Origin of the sequence: Lactimicrobium massiliense (genome assembly GCF_900343155.1) — a bacterium.
Classification (GTDB): domain Bacteria; phylum Bacillota_I; class Bacilli_A; order Erysipelotrichales; family Erysipelotrichaceae; genus Bulleidia; species Bulleidia massiliensis.
Genome location: NZ_OUNG01000003.1, coordinates 382,572 through 400,183, shown reverse-complemented (window position 1 = coordinate 400,183; position 17,612 = coordinate 382,572). Strand labels below are relative to the sequence as shown.

General features: G+C 40.6%; 14 protein-coding genes. 12 read left to right on the top strand and 2 right to left on the bottom strand.

Annotated features, from left to right (window positions below; all coding sequences use genetic code 11):
• Positions 1-6: 6 nt before the first annotated feature.
• Positions 7-549, bottom strand: a complete 543-nt coding sequence (locus DHU66_RS07675; protein WP_108775268.1) for a peroxiredoxin-like family protein — start codon at positions 547-549, stop codon at positions 7-9.
• A gap of 45 nt (positions 550-594) precedes the next feature.
• On the opposite strand from DHU66_RS07675, the gene DHU66_RS12355 reads away from it, so the two are divergent.
• The 5 genes from DHU66_RS12355 (at position 595) to DHU66_RS12335 (ending at position 1,860) form a co-directional block, all read left to right on the top strand.
• Complete coding sequence (locus tag DHU66_RS12355; protein ID WP_209451775.1) at positions 595-780, top strand: hypothetical protein; 186 nt, start codon at positions 595-597, stop codon at positions 778-780.
• Between the two features lie 119 nt (positions 781-899).
• A complete protein-coding gene (locus tag DHU66_RS12350) occupies positions 900-1,100 on the top strand; it encodes a hypothetical protein (protein WP_209451774.1) in 201 nt (66 codons plus the stop codon).
• Positions 1,094-1,270, top strand: coding sequence for a hypothetical protein (locus DHU66_RS12345; RefSeq protein ID WP_209451773.1), 177 nt, complete (start codon positions 1,094-1,096; stop codon positions 1,268-1,270). The genes DHU66_RS12350 and DHU66_RS12345 overlap by 7 nt, the downstream gene beginning before the upstream one ends.
• A gap of 110 nt (positions 1,271-1,380) precedes the next feature.
• Complete coding sequence (locus DHU66_RS12340; RefSeq protein ID WP_209451772.1) at positions 1,381-1,626, top strand: transposase; 246 nt, start codon at positions 1,381-1,383, stop codon at positions 1,624-1,626.
• Positions 1,627-1,671: 45 nt separating this feature from the next.
• Positions 1,672-1,860 carry a hypothetical protein gene (locus DHU66_RS12335; RefSeq protein ID WP_209451771.1) on the top strand — a complete coding sequence of 63 codons (189 nt, stop codon included), beginning with the start codon at positions 1,672-1,674 and terminating at the stop codon, positions 1,858-1,860.
• A 318-nt stretch (positions 1,861-2,178) separates the two neighbouring features.
• On the opposite strand, the gene DHU66_RS07665 is transcribed toward DHU66_RS12335, so the two are convergent.
• Positions 2,179-3,483, bottom strand: coding sequence for an IS4 family transposase (locus DHU66_RS07665; protein ID WP_108775267.1), 1,305 nt, complete (start codon positions 3,481-3,483; stop codon positions 2,179-2,181).
• A 497-nt stretch (positions 3,484-3,980) separates the two neighbouring features.
• Between DHU66_RS07665 and DHU66_RS07660 the strand changes: the two genes are divergently transcribed.
• The 7 genes from DHU66_RS07660 (at position 3,981) to DHU66_RS07630 (ending at position 17,596) form a co-directional block, all read left to right on the top strand.
• On the top strand, positions 3,981-6,224 hold the full coding sequence (locus DHU66_RS07660; RefSeq protein WP_108775266.1) for an NlpC/P60 family protein: 2,244 nt from the start codon (positions 3,981-3,983) through the stop codon (positions 6,222-6,224).
• A gap of 145 nt (positions 6,225-6,369) precedes the next feature.
• Positions 6,370-8,586: a C39 family peptidase gene (locus tag DHU66_RS07655; protein ID WP_108775265.1), complete on the top strand. Its 2,217-nt coding sequence runs from the start codon at positions 6,370-6,372 to the stop codon at positions 8,584-8,586.
• Positions 8,587-9,401: 815 nt separating this feature from the next.
• Positions 9,402-10,553, top strand: a complete 1,152-nt coding sequence (locus DHU66_RS07650) for an acyltransferase family protein (RefSeq protein WP_108775264.1) — start codon at positions 9,402-9,404, stop codon at positions 10,551-10,553.
• Positions 10,554-10,757: 204 nt separating this feature from the next.
• Positions 10,758-11,924, top strand: a complete 1,167-nt coding sequence (locus tag DHU66_RS07645; RefSeq protein WP_108775263.1) for an ABC transporter ATP-binding protein — start codon at positions 10,758-10,760, stop codon at positions 11,922-11,924.
• A complete protein-coding gene (locus tag DHU66_RS07640) occupies positions 11,921-12,700 on the top strand; it encodes an ABC transporter permease (protein ID WP_108775262.1) in 780 nt (259 codons plus the stop codon). Before DHU66_RS07645 ends, DHU66_RS07640 begins: the two co-directional genes overlap by 4 nt.
• Before the next feature lie 11 nt (positions 12,701-12,711).
• On the top strand, positions 12,712-15,156 hold the full coding sequence (locus DHU66_RS07635; RefSeq protein WP_108775261.1) for a glycosyltransferase family 2 protein: 2,445 nt from the start codon (positions 12,712-12,714) through the stop codon (positions 15,154-15,156).
• A 13-nt stretch (positions 15,157-15,169) separates the two neighbouring features.
• Entirely contained in the window at positions 15,170-17,596 is a 2,427-nt protein-coding gene (locus tag DHU66_RS07630; protein WP_108775260.1) for a glycosyltransferase family 2 protein, read from the top strand.
• The last annotated feature ends 16 nt before the right edge of the window (positions 17,597-17,612 follow it).

Below are 17,612 nucleotides of genomic sequence, written 5' to 3'. Positions count from 1 at the left end.
GAAATGCTATTGAAGTGCGTTTTTCAGGTATTCTGCAGTGGCTGATTCGTCCACGTGCTTGGCATAGTATGCACTTAGAATGGTGCCGTCCTGCGCAATGATGAAGGTGGCTGGTAGCTGGGTTTCAATCCCTTCATACTGGCCATGCGTGTAGCCTTCTTTCTTTGCTCTGGCTGCTTTGAGCATGGTGTGTGGACCTACAATGTCTTTCATATCTGCACTGGCAGTGATCTCAAATTGTTTGTACAGTTTTGCTTCGGGATCACAGATGATCTGATAGGGGAGTGGGTGCTGGGCAAGCTGCTGCCTGATGTGATCTGGATTGGACTGCAGTACAACAAAGAACTGGCCTTTGCTAGCCGTGATTTCTTCGTAGTGTATTTCATAGTCATGCATATCCATCTGGCAGAATGTGCAGCCGTAGTAACGCAGAAAGACAAGTGCTGTCTTAGGTGCTTTCTGAAGTTCGTTTCTAAAGTCAATATTCTGCTTTTCAGCTGTATCGAAGTGAAAATCCGGCATCTTCATGCCTGCCTGTAGTTTTGCCATTATGTCTGCCTCCTTGATCAAAAGTATATATGTTTCCTATGTCAGATGTATAAAAAGCTTCCTGTAGCATATAAGTGTGACAGGGAGCTGCCAATCACAGGCACGGATGACATGATGGTGATCGGTGCAGACGTAGGCAGCGAGAATCATTATGCAAGAGCGTTCACCAATCGGAAGATTGAACTTTCCCGTAAACCGTTCAAGTTTACCAACAGAAAGGAGGGCTTTTAGGCGTTCAGAGCCTGGGCAGCTGATCTGGCAAAAAAGAATGGCATGAAATTCATCCTTGCTGCATTGGAACCTACAGGTCATTACTGGATGAATCTGGGGCGTACATCAAGGACAGCGGAATGATTCTTGCACAGGTCAATTCTGCTGTGGTCAAGAAGTCAAAGGAACTCGATGATAACGATCCTTCCAAGAATGACCGCAAAGATCCGAAGGTAATAGCAGGACTGGAATGTGAAGACGTTATTGCCTTCCCTATATCTCTGAAGGCATTTATGCGGAAATCAGAGAGCTGCCGAATCAGAGAACACGTGCAGTGGTAGAACTGACAAGGATCAAGAACAGAGTAGCCAGAGGGTTTTCCTTCTACTTCCCAGAATACCTTGAGGTATATGGAAATATTGGCAATGTGACAGGAACGATGATTCTGAAGAAATACTCGCTCCCGCAAGATATTGTGGCAGCAGGGATTGATGAAATTCTGAAGGTGTGACGCGATAACAAGGCGAAAGGAGCAGGGAGAAGAAGCGCTGAGAATTGTACACAGCAGCGAAGAAAAGCATCGGCAGGAAAGAAGCACCAAAAGCCGCAAGGATGGAGCTGATGGATTTTCTGAATGATCTGGAGACGTACCGCTCAAGAGTGGATCGGGTCATGGAAGAAGCAAATGATCTGCTGTGGCAGATTCTGAACACCAGAGAGTTGCTCAGGATCTCTGGTGTTGGATCGATCTCGGTACTGACGTTTGTAGCTGAGGTCGGAGACATCAGCAGAATCAAGGATGCCAAGGCTCTTCAGAAGCTGGCTGGACTTGCGATTGTAGCAGACAGCTCCGGCAAACATAACTGAGAGAGCGGAATCAGCTATCGAGGACGCAAGAGACTGAGATTGTGTGTGTATCAGCTGGCAATTTCACTGATTAACAACAACAGTGAATTTGCGGCAATCCACGCATACTACACGACTCGTAAAGAGAATCCGTTAAAGAAGATGCAGTCGGTGATTGCGGTTGGCTGTAAAGCATTGAGGGTTTTCTATAAGATTCTGACAACAGGGGAATTCCATATGATGGCCAGAAGATGACGGCAGACATTATTCGTCCAGTTGCAGCGTAAGAATCAAAGAAATATATCACAGGCAGATCTGAGTGCCTGAAGCTCAGACATTGAGATCAATGTCATTAAGATAAGCTCATGAAAGTGATATTGAGATTTTGACCTGTTAAGTTAAGAAGCTGGATGAAGAATAATAATGTTATTCTTCAGGACTCAGCTTCTTTTTTACTCAGCTCTTAGAGGACAATCCAGAGGTTCTCAAAAAGAAGGCATGACGAAAACATCTTTTGAGCAATCTGTCACTTTATCATTGCGTCCAAAGGCTTACCTCGTATAATGAAGTTGCTTAGGCAGCTCTATAGAGTGACAGTCTTGCTGGTTGTGACTTTATATTGCGCTTGAACTTTCTTCCTGGTCGTACGGGACTCAGGAAGTTTTTTATTCTGTCTATGAATGCTTTTGTCGTAATAAGCTTCTTCAGGAATAATCGCGCATTCGTAACGGCAGGCTTAAAAGCAATCTGATACGCCCATTTTCTGCCATGCTTTTCTACCGGCACAGCATTGATCAGAAGCTGGGTGTAGTTGTACATGATGAGAGCGGCATAGATTTCCTGTCTTGCGTTTTTCTGCTTGACTGAATTGAAGTAAACCATGTTTGTATCGTATTTCAAGTGGCGGAATGCACCTTCGATCTCCCAGCGCATATGGTAAAGTTCCTTAAGCTCAGTGATGGAAAATTCATCTTTGGGCAGATTCGTAACCAGGCACTCATAAGTACCATCCGTGATTTTGAAACGGGCGACACGGAAAGTCATATTGTAGAACGGATGATCAAAATCCAGATAACTGAAATTTACGTTTGATGGCAGGAATACGTATTTCTGCTTGTTTTGCTTGATCTCTTTCGTCTGGCTTCTTGTCAATATACGAGTGATATCTCGATCGAATTCTTCATCTGGCAGATCAATGGCAGATAAGATCCCGCTGCTGAATATATCCTTTATACGAATAGCGAAGTGAATGCTGTTTTCAAGCATATAGGCAAGCAGCTCATAGCTTTCGTAGCCGCGGTCAGCAGTAATAATCGTTTTGGCTGGCAGATCATGGGCTTTAAGCATATCAAGCAGAGCGCCTTTCTCATGAGACTTCTGTTTCGTATCTATCATAGCGTCTGTATATATGCGATTCAGAACGTCATACAGAGCATTGAGATGAAGCTGATTGTAGCCCTGGCTGTTCTCATCATTCTTCAGAAATGTCTCTGGATCATCAGGGTTATAAGGGATACGTACATCTGATCCATCACAAGCGAATACACGATAGCCTTTGAAGAATCTGGTTCCAGGAATGTTTTCAGTCATTAAGTGCATTACTCTTTCAAGAGCTTCGGGATCGAGCTTTGAACGCTGCTGGCAGAAAGCCGAAGCAGACGGCGGGACTTTGGAAACAAAGAAATCAGAGAGTTCCTGGTTTAATGCCTTGGCCTGTTTCTGGATAAGGAAGCGAATCAGAGTACCAGCGGGCAGTGCACGTATCCGAGTGAAGTCAACACCTGGCTGCGTACAATAGCAGCTTATATTTTGCTCGACCATATCAATGGCCTTAGCTAAAATGTCATCTACGCACTTAACAGAGTCAATGGAAATCATAGTGAATTTTTCCTCCTACAATTTCCTTCGGATTGTGTAAAAAAGGCTGATTTTTGGCTGTCAAGTATTTTTTTAGAAAATCATCCAAAGAAATACGGACCCTTTTGGCCATCAAAAAAAACGCCTTGTATTCTTACAAAATACAAAGCGTTTCAATCATCAAGCCCTAACTTAATGACATTGACATTGAGATCTGCCTTGTGATCGACGGATTATTAGACAGTTCAGCATTACCGGTAAGCCCTGACAGGCTACCGCCCGCTGCGCAAGCAGTGCTGTCAGGGCAAGTCAGCAGATTTAGAAAGACAAAGTACAAGCCAGCAGTCGGCAGATATATTGTCCTTGGGATTTAATCCCGTTGTAAAGCTTAGCCGACGCCCAGGTTATGGACAGCGTAACGAAGGCAATTGAGACTTATCCAATTCTGGTGGAGCAGGATTTGAGCCCATTCGAACTTGGTGATACATTAGGTGTAAGTATTGAGAGGAAAGTAAGAAATGATGAAAATGGGAAAGATAATTCTGTCATTTGTTTGTGCAATTACAATAGTATCGGGAGTTTCTCTGCCTGCTCAGGCTGAAGAAGTGCCATTACCATCATCAGCTTCGCAAGATACAAATGCTATTTCATCGCCAGAGCCAACATCGTTACCAGAGGAAAATGAGAAAAGTGATGATGGTGGGAAGGAGCCGATTGATACAGAAGTACCAGAATCTGTTGAAGATACTGATGAAACTGGGATAGATACTGCTTCCACTCCAGAGCAGGCTGAGCCATCAGCGCCGATTGCATCAGACTCTGCTGAGCATATATCAAATGATCTTCCATCTATTTCTTATGACGTTTATCTCAATGATACAGGCTGGCAGGAAACCAAAACGAGCGGCTTGACAGCAGGTTCTGAAAAGGGAAATTCTGCGTATTTGGAAGCTTATCACCTTGACAGTGACATGGTTCATTTTCAATATGCTGCTTATATTCAGAATGTTGGCTGGATGGATCCGGTTTCTAATGGTCAAAATGCGGGAATCCCAGGACAGAATCTGCGCATGGAGGCATTTAAAATTCAATTAACTGGTGCAGAAGCAAGCCAATATGATATTTACTATCGCAGTTATAGCAGTACTTTGGGCTGGCTTGACTGGGCGTGTAATGGGCAGATTTCTGGCATGATCGATTTGTCTAGATCATTGCAGGCTTTGCAAGTAGTAATTCAGCCGCATGGGACAGCGGCACCAGGAAGCACAACTCACCCATTTTTGGAAGGATACCTTTCATGCAGTGCTCATGTTCAGAATTATGGCTGGCTTGCCGATGTTAACGAGCAGGAAACTGTAGGAACTGTTGGAGAAGGATTGAGACTTGAAGCATTTAAACTGAGACTGATTAAGCAGCCTTATGCAGGTTCCGTTGAATATCGCGCTCATGTGCAGAATATAGGCTGGCAAGGATGGACAAGAAATGTTTCCGGGACAACAGGAAGAGCTTTGCAAGCAGAAGCATTGTCAATCCGTTTAACAGGAGAAATGGCAAGTCACTATGATATCTACTATCGTGTTCATGTTCAAAATATAGGTTGGCTGGATTGGGCTTCGAATGGTGCGGATGCCGGAACGACTGGAATGAGCCTGAGGCTTGAAGCATTTGAAGTAAGATTAGTTGAAAAGGGAACTCCAGCTCCAGGAAATACATCAAAACCATGTCTTTCATTTTCTGTTTCTTATCGTGCTCATGTTCAAAATATAGGCTGGCAGGGATTTGTCGGAAATGATTCTGTTGCCGGAACAACAGGCAGAGCATTACGGGTCGAAGCACTGCAAATGAAATTCACTTCGCATGGTACAGATGGAAGTATCGCATATCGCGTACATGTACAAAATGTAGGTTGGCAGGATTGGAAGACTGATGGAGATATAGCCGGAACAACAGGCAGAGCTTTACAAATAGAAGCAATCCAGATTAAACTGACCGGAGATGCTTCTAACTTCATGGATGTTTGGTACCGGGTACATGTTGAGAATGGTGGCTGGATGGGCTGGGCATGTAATGGAAGCAGCGCTGGTACAGAAGGCATGTGTTACCGGGTTGAAGCAATCCAGGTAATTATTTCGCCTAAGGGAAAATCGGGCCCAGGAACAACAGCAAATAGTTTTCAGAAAAAAGATGCTTCTCATGTGAATGGATGGCTGAAGTCGGGTGGACTCTGGTATCACTATAATGGGGATGGCTATCAGGATGCGGTTCAACCTTTTGCACCGACACTGTATTCTTTGCCGGGTTATTACGTCCATCCTATGATAACGGGAAATTTGAATTCCTCTAATGAACGAATAGAAGCTATGATTCAGTGCGCATATGAGTATATGGGAACGCGGTACCTTATCTGTCATTCTACGGCTCCTGGAGGTGCTGTAGATTGCAGCGGTCTGGTAATGCAGTGCTTGTATGCGGCAGGATTTGATCCTTCTCCGGCTACGCCAGAGCATCATGCACGCCGTGAAAATGAATGGGATTCCAGAACGTTATACTACTCTACACCAGGGATTAGAAAGGTTTCTTCTTCTGATATCCGCCGAGGGGATCTTGTGTGGTATGCAAGCAGAGGAACAATCATTCACGTTGCAATTGCACTTGGCAATGGCAGAGTGATTGATGCCTGGCCGCCCAGTGTAAATGATTGCTATCCGGTATATTATCCTGCACATGGAAGTATATTTGCTGTTGGCAGACCATTTTGTTGAATAATCGGAAAATAGATTAGAAACAGATTGCCTATGAAAATACTGCTTCTATTTTGTATAAATGAATGAACTGTAAGATAAATTAATGTGACATTAATCACAACCAAATCTATAATATATTTCAAAATAAATTGGGGGAATTTCAATGAGGGTTATTACAAAACTCACTGCAGTTGTGCTGAGTGCACTGTTCTTTATTCCATCTGTCGCATATGCGGAAGATGATAAAGCTCCTGCTTTACCATCTTCTGAATCAGAAATGACATCTGAACCCTCTCCTGAGCCTTCATCAACTCCATTGTTAGAATCAGCACCACCAGCTGAGCTATCTCAGGATGAAGTTAATAACCAAACAGACGGAGCGCAAGCATCAGTTGCGCCTGCAACTATGCCACCGGTTTCAGAACCAACTGAATTACCTTCCGCAATACCGGATCTTCCAGAAGTAAGCGTATCTGCATCTTTTCGAGTTTACTGCTCCAATATTGGATGGGAAGATGCAGTTGGTAATGGAGAGACTGCAGGATTGGAGAATAGTGACAGGGTGGAAGCATTTCAATTGAATGTTTCAACTGAGAATCTGGAATCAGTGAACGATATTGTTTCTTATCGTGCTTATGTTCAGCACAGTGGATGGCAAGAATGGAAACATAATGGAGAGACAGCAGGAACAATAGGAAAAGGATATCAGATAGAAGCAATTGAAGCAAAACCCGGTAAAAATATCAGTGATGATTTTGATTTATATTATCGAGTTTGTGTTTTAGGAAGTGGCTGGCTATCATGGGCGAGAAATGGAGATTCTGCAGGAACGAATGATTTCGATTTGCCCCTATCTGCAGTTCAATTTAAATTTGTAAGGAAAGGTGAGGAGGCTCCTGAAACAACCGGAGGTTCCTTCTATCACACCAGACTTTCGTATCGGGCTCATGTACAAGATATTGGTTGGCAGTCATATGTAGAAAATGGGCATTTAGCTGGAACTACAGGGCAGGCAAAGCAAATGGAAGCATTACGGATCAATCTTGATCATCAAGATTTTTCTGGTGGCGTTCAATACCGTGCCCATGTTCAAAACATTGGATGGCAGAATTGGTCAGAAAATAATGCCTTGACAGGAACTGTCGGCAGAGGGTTGCGGATTGAAGCCATTCAAATGCAACTGACTGGTGAAATGAGTAATCATTTCAATCTTTACTATCGTGTTCACATTCAAAGTTTTGGCTGGCTTGATTGGACTTGTAATGGCAACAGTGCTGGTACAACTAGCCTTGGTTTGCGTGTTGAGGCAATTGAAATAAGATTGTTACCTAAAAATGCTCCAGCACCAGGAAAAACAGATAGACCATTTTTTAGCGTATCAGTTTCTTATCGTACACATGTTCAGAATATCGGATGGCAGGTTGGTTGCGGCAACGGAGGTGTTACTGGAACAACTGGACAAGGCCTGCGTGTTGAAGCATTACAAATGTATTTGGGAGTAGAAGGAATTTCAGGCTCTATTCAATATAGAACTCATGTTCAGAATATTGGCTGGCAGGATTGGGTAACTTCTGGAGGTACTGCTGGTACAACTGGAATGGCTCTGCAAGTTGAAGCACTTCAGGTGCGGCTTCAGGGAGATATATCCTCTGCCATGAATATTTGGTACAGAGTGCATGTGGAAAATGTTGGCTGGATGAATTGGACTATGAATGGTGGCATGGCAGGCACAACAGGTTATGGTTTGCGTGTTGAGGCATTACAGTTCTACATATTGCCTAAGGGATCCTATCCAGGATCATTTGGCTCTAATGTTTCATATCCATTTAGTGTACGTACTTATCTTGGTGCTCCGAACTATAATCAGTACAGAATTGGGGCACCTGTGGGCTGTGAAGGTGTTTCATTATTTGAAGCTTTACAGGCAAAAGGAAAACTGAGAGATATGAATGTCAGAGATTTCTTGAGGACAATACCTCATTCTACGGATGGGACTCCATTTACGGGATTTGTGGGCAGTCCATTTGTTTCAAATTCAAGACTTTATACATCCATTTTTCCTTCACCTCTTGCGGCATGGGGCAGCAGATATGAACCGACACAAGACTATACGGGCTCCTCTGTAGATGCATTGATGCGTGAGATACAATATGGAAATCCTGTGATTGCGTTTGTTACAATTCATTTCTATCCCCCGGTTTGGATATCTACAAACTTTGGCTCTGCCATGTCAAATAATCATGCTGTTTGTTTGGATGGATATGATCCAATTCACAACCAGGTTCATGTGTCTGATCCAATTGACGGAAGCTATTGGATGCCTGTTGGAAAGTTTGCATGGATCTATAACTTCCGAAAATATGCAGTTGTGGTGAAGTGATCCAACTTTGACATAACAGTAACACAGCAAATACTCATTGGTGTATTAACATACACTATTTAGTGTGCTTGGCATTGCAAATATCTAGGTGGTGAAAATCTACTGCGGGTGCTTTGTGATTGATAACCGTTTGCAAATGCCAAGGAGGGCTGTCGTGAGGCGGAATCCGAAATAAGGAGCAGGCAAGTATCTGGTCTGGGGAATACGAAGTGCGTAAGACACAGGTGCTGAGGGCATGCAAACCAAGGAAAGGCCAGAAAGTCGCAGGTAGAACTAACAAAACAGTACATCATGCAATTACCGAATAAGAAATTGATCAGTATGAATAAGTGCGAGAAGGAATTCCAGCAAAATATTCACTTATTAGGATCAAGATGTAAAAATGAATGAAGGAATATTTAGAGGAGCATATTTTGTTCAAGAGGAACGTTGATGCATCGTATATAAACATAGTTGCAGCAAGACAGTGCCGAACTGTAAAGATATATAAGAAGATATTACGATTATGTTATGGAATTGACACTACATTGTATCTTACATCCATACTAACTGTCATTTAGAGTGCTAATTTACAGAAAGCAAATATTCTTGCGTTTCTGGCTGCATTAATGAATTGAAGATGGCAAAGAATGACAAACAGTACTAAAAACGCCAGAACATTACTCCGGTATTTTTACAGGCTTACTATATCGCTGAATATGATGTGTAAACCAAAGATCTTGTCCTTCAGTGAAGAAATCAGTATATTAATGCTTACACATGTACATCAGCTATATCAGTACACTTCTAAAAAACAAATTTTGTGAGAGAGTATTATGATAATCAATGATAAAAATAAACAAAATCAATTCAGGAAAAAACGTGATTCAAATATTGAACTACTTCGAATTATTGCAATGTTAATGATTGTTATATATCACATAATAGTGCATTGTGTTATAGTTCAGCTTACAGATCCTGGGGCGCTTGGAAGAAATAATATTGGAATATTTAACCACCCTATCTTTTATAAAAGACTGCTAATTATTGACATAATAATGACTTTCGGAATGATTAGCAATGATATCTTCATCTTAATATCTGGATATTATATGGCCAATAGAAATAGCTCGGAAATACATCTTGGGCGTATTTCAAAGAAATTATTGTTGGAGCAAGGATTTGCTTGCTTATGGCTGGTTTGTGTGCCAACAATGTTATATAAGTTCAAATTCCAACAATTTGTTAGTTTACAAACCATTAGCAGTTTCAATTCAATGTCGTGGTTTGTCGGATATTATTTTGCAATCATTATATGTGGAAAACTTTTTATTAATAAGTTGCTAGCTAATTTTGATCAGAAAAAATATGTGGCATTTTTGTTGACCATTCTGGCATTTGTATCTTTTTCTTGGACTGGTGGTCTTGTTGATAATCTAGCTTCAGGCTTACGCACGTTATTGACCGGAATCTTTTTATATTCCCTTGGTGGATACATTCATCGTTTTGAGCCATTTAAAATGGTCAAAACCTACATTGCGATTGCTATTTCAGTATTATCTTACGGTATTGTTTTGATTTCTAGCTATAATGTCACGCAGACTAGTATAGAAACTTATTTGCGCAATGCTTCGCAAGATGTATTTATTCAACCAATGCCAAGCTATAATCTTGATGATATAGTTATTATTGTTTTGGCTATATGTATGTTTGAAGTATTTAGAAGAATCTCTCTTAAACAGAATCGCGTTATTTCGCTACTAGGTAAATCAACATTTATGGTGTACCTAATACATGATAATCAGTTTTTTTATGAACTTTGGAATTTGCGTGACTGGGTAACGCTCCTTGCAAATAGTCCATTATTTTTTATGCTTAATTTACTGAAATGGACTTTGTATACATTTTTCATAGGAGTAACAGCGTTCGCCTTGTATACGTTTTGTATTTGGTTAATAAATAAGTCTCGGCTCATTGAAATAAAGTAAGCGCTGTTAGAGTCGGGGGAAAGTAACCACCCCCAAATGGTCAATTCCGCCCGACTCTAACATTACTACAACAAAGATGTTAATTTGACTCATTCCTATAGTATGATAAAATCGATCACTATTGGATAATGCACTGCCTTGCAAAGTGAGACAGAGGGCCGCATCCAACATCAACTTAGCAGCTTGTTCAGGAGGCAATGAGAAATGGATCCTTCAAATGCAATAGAAATCAGGAATATGTCAAAAAGCTTTAAAGTGCAGCATGATGGTGCGAAGACTTTAAAGGAATTCCTGACAAAGAGACACAGAGGTAAAAAGCATCGGATTCAGGTGCTTAACGATATTAATCTGGATATTAAAAAGGGTGATACTGTTGGATTGATTGGCACAAACGGAAGCGGCAAATCAACCCTTTTGAAGCTGATCACAAAAATCATTTATCCTGATTCAGGCACAATCAAGACAGATGGTAAAGTAACATCACTGCTTGAACTAGGTGCTGGTTTTCATCCTGATTTTACAGGCAGAGAGAATATTTATTTTAATGCTGCTATTTTTGGGTTGACAGAGAAAGAGATTGACCAGAGAATTGATAAAATCATTGAATTTTCTGAGCTGGGTAAGTTTATTGATGAGCCGATCAGAACATATTCTTCTGGTATGTATATGCGCCTGGCCTTTTCCGTTGCTATTAACGTGGATGCAGATATTCTCCTGATTGATGAAATTCTGGCAGTTGGTGACCAGCATTTTCAGGAAAAGTGCTTTGAGAAGCTGCGGCAGCTTCGTGATGATGGCGGGAAGACAATTGTGATTGTTTCTCACAGCCTGGATATGGTTCGTGAATTGTGTACACGCGTTGTATGGCTGTATCATGGCAGTTTCCGCATGGATGGAGCGCCTGGTATTGTCATTGATGAATACTTAAAACAGGTTGCTCTGGATAATGTAGCTGAAAAGAAAAAGAAGATTCAGGAAAGCGGTGCGTCGTATTCAGGTTTGGTATATATTGATGGCCCACGGAATTATACACATTTCAGTGATCAGACAAGTAAGATGCCGATTGGCGGCTGGAAAGTCAGCGACTGTGAGAATGCTGTTTTTGAGGTGAAAATTGGTAATAAAATAGTTACTGATCTGGAGCCGATGAGACGCGATGATGTTGTTCAGATTTATTCGGAAGAATACGGCGGCTTTATGGATCCGGATACTGTTGGCTGGACAAAAGGCATTGATATGAAAGATTACCTTGATCAGCGTGATGATAAAAACAGAATCACGGTTTCTGCAACCTTAAAAGATGATCAGGGTAATGTGATCGCATATAAAGATGTATATGTAGTTTATGATGGAGAAAAAGAAGCAGCATGAATGAATTCAGAGAACTATATAAATACAGGGAATTGTTAAAGACCAGCGTGAAAAAGGAGCTCAGAGGAAAGTATAAGGCATCAATCCTCGGGGTACTTTGGTCATTTATCAATCCGCTGCTGCAGGTACTCGTATATGCAATTGTTTTTCCGTACCTGTTGAATAACACTGGTGATAATTACCTGATTTATCTGGTAACAGGTATTATTCCCTGGACTTTTTTCTCGACGGTAATCACCCAGTGTGTCGTATCCATCAAGAGCAATTCTGGCATTATCAAGAAGGTATATTTTCCGCGTGAAATTCTGCCTCTTGCGACTGCAATCAGCGGAATTATCAACTTCTTTATTTCATGTATTATCATCATTGTTTTCTGTATGATCTTTGGTGTCGGTGTAAGCTGGCATATCATCTTTGTACCATTGATTGCATTGATCGAAGGTGTTTTCGCTTTGGGAATTGGTATGTTGTTAGGTGCAATGGATGCTTACATCCAGGATCTTGAATATATCGTGAATTTCCTGCTGACGCTTGCAATGTATGGCGCTCCGATTATTTATCGAATTGAAACATTCTCTTCTACATCAAAACTGGTTAAGCTGATTAATTTAAACCCGGTTACACATATTATCAATTCCTATCGTGATGTATTTCTCAACCATCAGATCCCCGATATGAGAATCATGGGTGTATTGGCAATTATTGCGGCCGTGACTCTTGCGATTGGCTGGTTTGTTTTCAGCAAGCTTGAAAAAGGATTCGCTGAGCAGTTCTGAGGTGTACTTCAATGAAGATATATTATCATTTTGAGGATTTGAGAATACAGAAGCTTGGGGGACATGATACGCTGATGATCAGCGGCTGGTGCTTTGGGGAGAATCATAAGCTGCCAGCCATCAGTATCAAAGTGAATGGGAAATACATTCAATTTGAATATAAAGATATCTTACGATATGACATCATGAGGAAGTACAGTCTTTCTGATGAATTAATGTTCTGTGGTTTTAAGATACAGAATAATGATGTTGAGCCAATTAGATCGCTGGTCATTGAAGCCTATGATGGAGAGAAGAATCATACATTATTTAAGCTGTCCGGGCCAAGATTGAAACAGTATTCCTTTTCAAATGATATATTATTTTCAATTGATGGAATTTTACATGATGATAAGAAAAATCTCTGGGTAGTCAGCGGATGGTGCCATTCCGCAAGCAGAAAGCCGCTTGTGCTTTCCGTTCATGACAGTGAATCCGGAGATTTAATAGAGTATACAGAGAAAAAAATATTGCGTAACGATCTCTACGATTTTTCAATTGTGCCATATGAGGATCGAAAATGTGGCTTTGAAATCAAATATCCTGGCAATTTAGATCAGAAGACAGTATTGACAATCAGTGATGGCTTGGACAGTGTGACGGTTAATGTCCTTCACCGTTACCAGAAAGCACATGGTGTTCATTCTTTCAAAGATATCAGTGAAAGAATTATTGGAATATCTCTTATCGATATCCTTCGTCATATTCATAACAGTGGTTTCTCCGGATATAAGAAAATTTATTTTGATTCCAAGAAGATCAATACTTATAACAAATGGTTCTTGCTGCACCGTGTGTCTAAGAAAGAATTGAAGGAACAAAGAAAGCATGTTTTTACATATAATCCCTTGATTTCTATTCTTGTTCCTACTTTTAATACGCCTGAAAAGCTGCTTGTTGAAATGATTGAATCGGTGAGAAACCAAAGCTATTCAAATTGGGAACTGTGCATTGCGGATGGCAGTGATGCTGGCAATCCTGCCAAGCAAATAATTTCTGATTATCAAAAGAAAGACCCGCGTATCAAAGTGAAATATCTTAATGATAATTATGGTATTTCTGGCAACACAAATAAGGCGTTGGAACTAGCAGAAGGTGAATATACAGCTCTGTTTGATCATGATGATTTGCTGGAAGAAAATGCGCTGTATGAGATTGTAAGAGCGCTTCAGAATAAAAAATATTCCGTCATATATACAGATGAAGATAAGTTGAATAATGAAACCGGCATTTTTGATGATCCAAATATGAAGCCTGATTTTTCACCGGATCAGCTTTGCTCCAATAATTACATCACGCATTTCTTTGTCGCCAGAACAGAGATTGTAAGAAAGGTTGGAGGTTTCAGAAGTTCCTTTGATGGATCACAGGATTATGATCTGATTTTCAGGTGTGTAGAGAATGCTGAGTCTGTATATCATATTCCCAAGGTGCTTTATCACTGGCGGATTCATGAAGGATCAACGGCTTCTGATCCATCTGCCAAGATGTATTGCTATGAAGCGGGAAAAAATGCAATTCAGGCACATTATCAACGTTTTGGCATCGATGCACATGTTGAAATGATGCCGAATGGACTCTGGGGATTGTACCGCACTAGGTTTGATCTGAAAGAAAATCCGCTGGTATCTGTTATTATTGCTGCTCAGAATAATCAAAAATTATTAGAAAAATGCATAGCATCTCTTAACAGCATTAATCTGTATCATAATATTGAGATTATTATCAGCTGCAGCAAAGACAATGATATTCTTCATCATCAGTCTGCAGGTTACAAGTATGCAGCATATGAGGGAAAATACAGCAGTCCTGCTGCATACAATGCTGGTGCAGAGCTTGCTGCAGGAAAATATCTGCTGTTCTTGAATGAAACAATTGAAATGATCAATCCGGAATCTATCAGTGAGCTTGTTGGTGACCTTGAATGCAATCATAGGGGAATCGCAGGTGCAAAGCTCCTGTTTGACGATCGTACTGTTGAGCATGCAGGAATTATTATCGAACGTAACAATCTTACCAGTTATGTGCTGACGGGTCAGGCAGATAAGGATTTTGGCTATCAGATGCGGGCTATTGTCAGATGCAATTACAGTGCTGTAACCTCAAAATGCATGCTGATCAGCAAAGACCTTTTCCATGAGCTGCATGGCTTTGACGTAGAAATGGGGGAGCGCTTGTCTGATGTCGATCTGTGCCTGAGAGCAAGAAGACTTGGTCAATACATTGTATATGATCCTTTCTCAAAATGGTTTAATCATGTTGGCAAGACCTCTCTGTATTTGAAGAAAGAATTCGATGCGGATGAAAAGATAAGATCAGAAGCATTATTCAGAGAAAGATGGAAGGATCTTCTGGATGCAGGTGATCCATTCTATAATCCAAATCTTGCAATGCAGGACAGTGTGATCACTTTATAAATGATGGGCGGTTATGATGAAATTTAACGTACATGTAAAAAACAGTAATATATATCAAGCTGGTAACAGCAGATACCTGTTCCTTCAGTTGGAAGTTGAGAGTGATGAAAAGTATTTTGTCATGCATGCTGAAATTGATGGAGAAAAGTATGAACCGACAGAGCTGTTTGAATTCGCGGACGAAATTTATTCTGCCTGGTTTTATATTCGCCTTTCTGATCAGCAGGATCTGAATGAGATTGCTCTTATCAGTCATTGTAGGAATGGCAGTGTCAAAAGAGATCAATTGGAAACCACTGATATTCCAGTCAGATCAATAATTGGTGATATCTATGGTGTCAGTGAGTTCAAGAACTATACACAGATTTCAGGATGGAGCTTTTCCTATCTGGGCGGGAAGAAGTATTCGATCACGGATGAAAGTGGAAACGAACAGAGAATTTCTGTCAGAAATACAGTCTTCCAGAGGACAATTGAATCTGGTATTACAGATACAGATAATGCATTAAGCGTTGGCTTCCTGATTACATTTACACCTATGAAGGAAGCTAAATATTTTCTGAATATTGAAGATGGTGCATCAAAGCTTTCTATTCCTGTGAAAAAAAACATGATCAGTGAGCCAGGTTTTTCCTTCGTAAGATTGATGAAGGCAATGACCAAAGAAAACATTGATAAAGGTGTTAAATATCTGCATGAGTATGGTTTCAAGGGATTTGGACACAAGGTGCTGCATGCGAGGTTAGAAAAATTTGATTACGATGCATGGTTTTATCGCAATCGTGCGCAGCAGATCGAACTTGAAAAAGAGAGGGCCCATGTTTTTTCGTATGCCCCTAAGATCAGTATTTTAGTTCCAACATATAACACCCCCATAGATTTGTTTGAAGAGATGATTCATTCAGTATTAAATCAGTCATATTCTAATTGGGAACTATGTATCGCTGATGCCAGCGATAAGGATAATGATATCAGGTTGAAGTTAAAGCAATACCAGGACAGTGACCCTCGTATTAAAGTTACGTTCCTGAGCGAAAATAAGGGCATTTCTGGAAATACCAACGAAGCATTAACACTGGCAGCGGGTGAGTATACAGCGCTGTTTGATCATGATGATCTGCTTGAGCCTGACTGTTTGTACCAGATTGTAAAGACAGTTCAGAATACGCATTATGATGTTTTATATACAGATGAAGACAAGTATAATGATGATTCTGGTAGATATGAAGATCCAAACTTGAAACCTGATTTTGATCCGGATCTGTTTCTGTCACATAACTACATAACTCACTTTTTTGCTGTAAAGAAAGAAATTATTGATGCCGTAGGCGGCTTCCGCCCTAAGTTTGACGGCTCTCAGGATTATGATGTTATGCTGAGATGCATTGAAAAATCACATGATGTGTATCATATTCCAAAGATTCTTTATCATTGGCGCATGCATGAGGGTTCTACGGCACTGGATCCAGAAAGCAAAATGTACTGCTATGTTGCTGGCAAAAATGCATTGGATGAACATTTTGAAAGAACGGGAATCAATGCAAAAGCAGAGATCATGCCTAAACCTTATTGGGGAATGTATCATATTCATTACAGTACTGGGAATAATCCGCTTATTTCCATTATTATTCCAAGCTGTGATCATGTGGATCTCTTGAAAAACTGCATTCAGTCAATCATAAATGTGAGCACATATAGAAACTTTGAAATTCTGATTATCGAAAATAATTCTAAGAATCAGGATACCTTTGCATATTATGATGCTGTCCAGAAGGAACACAGCAATATTCATGTCTATACTTGGAAATCAGATGCAGGGTTCAACTACAGTTCGATTAATAACTTTGGTGTAGAGAAAGCAAAGGGAGAATACCTGCTTCTGTTAAATAATGACACTGAGATGGTTTCTCCGGATGCACTTACTGAAATGCTTGGCGTTTGCATGCGTGAGGATGTTGGATGTGTCGGAGCAAAGCTATTATACAAAGACGATACTGTTCAGCATGCAGGGGTTGTTGCAGGATTTTCTGGTTTCGCTGGTCATGTATTTACTGGTATTGGTAAAAAAGATTTAGGCTTTATGATGCGGGCAATGCTGAATGGTGATTATTGCGCGGTGACAGGTGCGTGCCTGATGACTAAGAAAGATATATATCAGGCTGTTGGCGGCCTTGATGAGGATCTCAGAGTCGCAGGAAATGATATTGATTACTGCCTGAAAGTACGCAGTATCAATAAGCTTGTTGTCTATAATGCTTTTGCTCTCTGGCATCACTATGAATCAAAGTCACGGGGGTATGAAGATGATTTTGAACATGTGCAGAGATTTGATCATGAAATACATGTATTCCAAAAAAAATGGAAGTCAATTATATGTGCAGAGGATCCATACTATAATAAAAACTTTAAGATTGAAGATGGACCATTTTTACTGAAATGAGAACACTTTGCTTGGG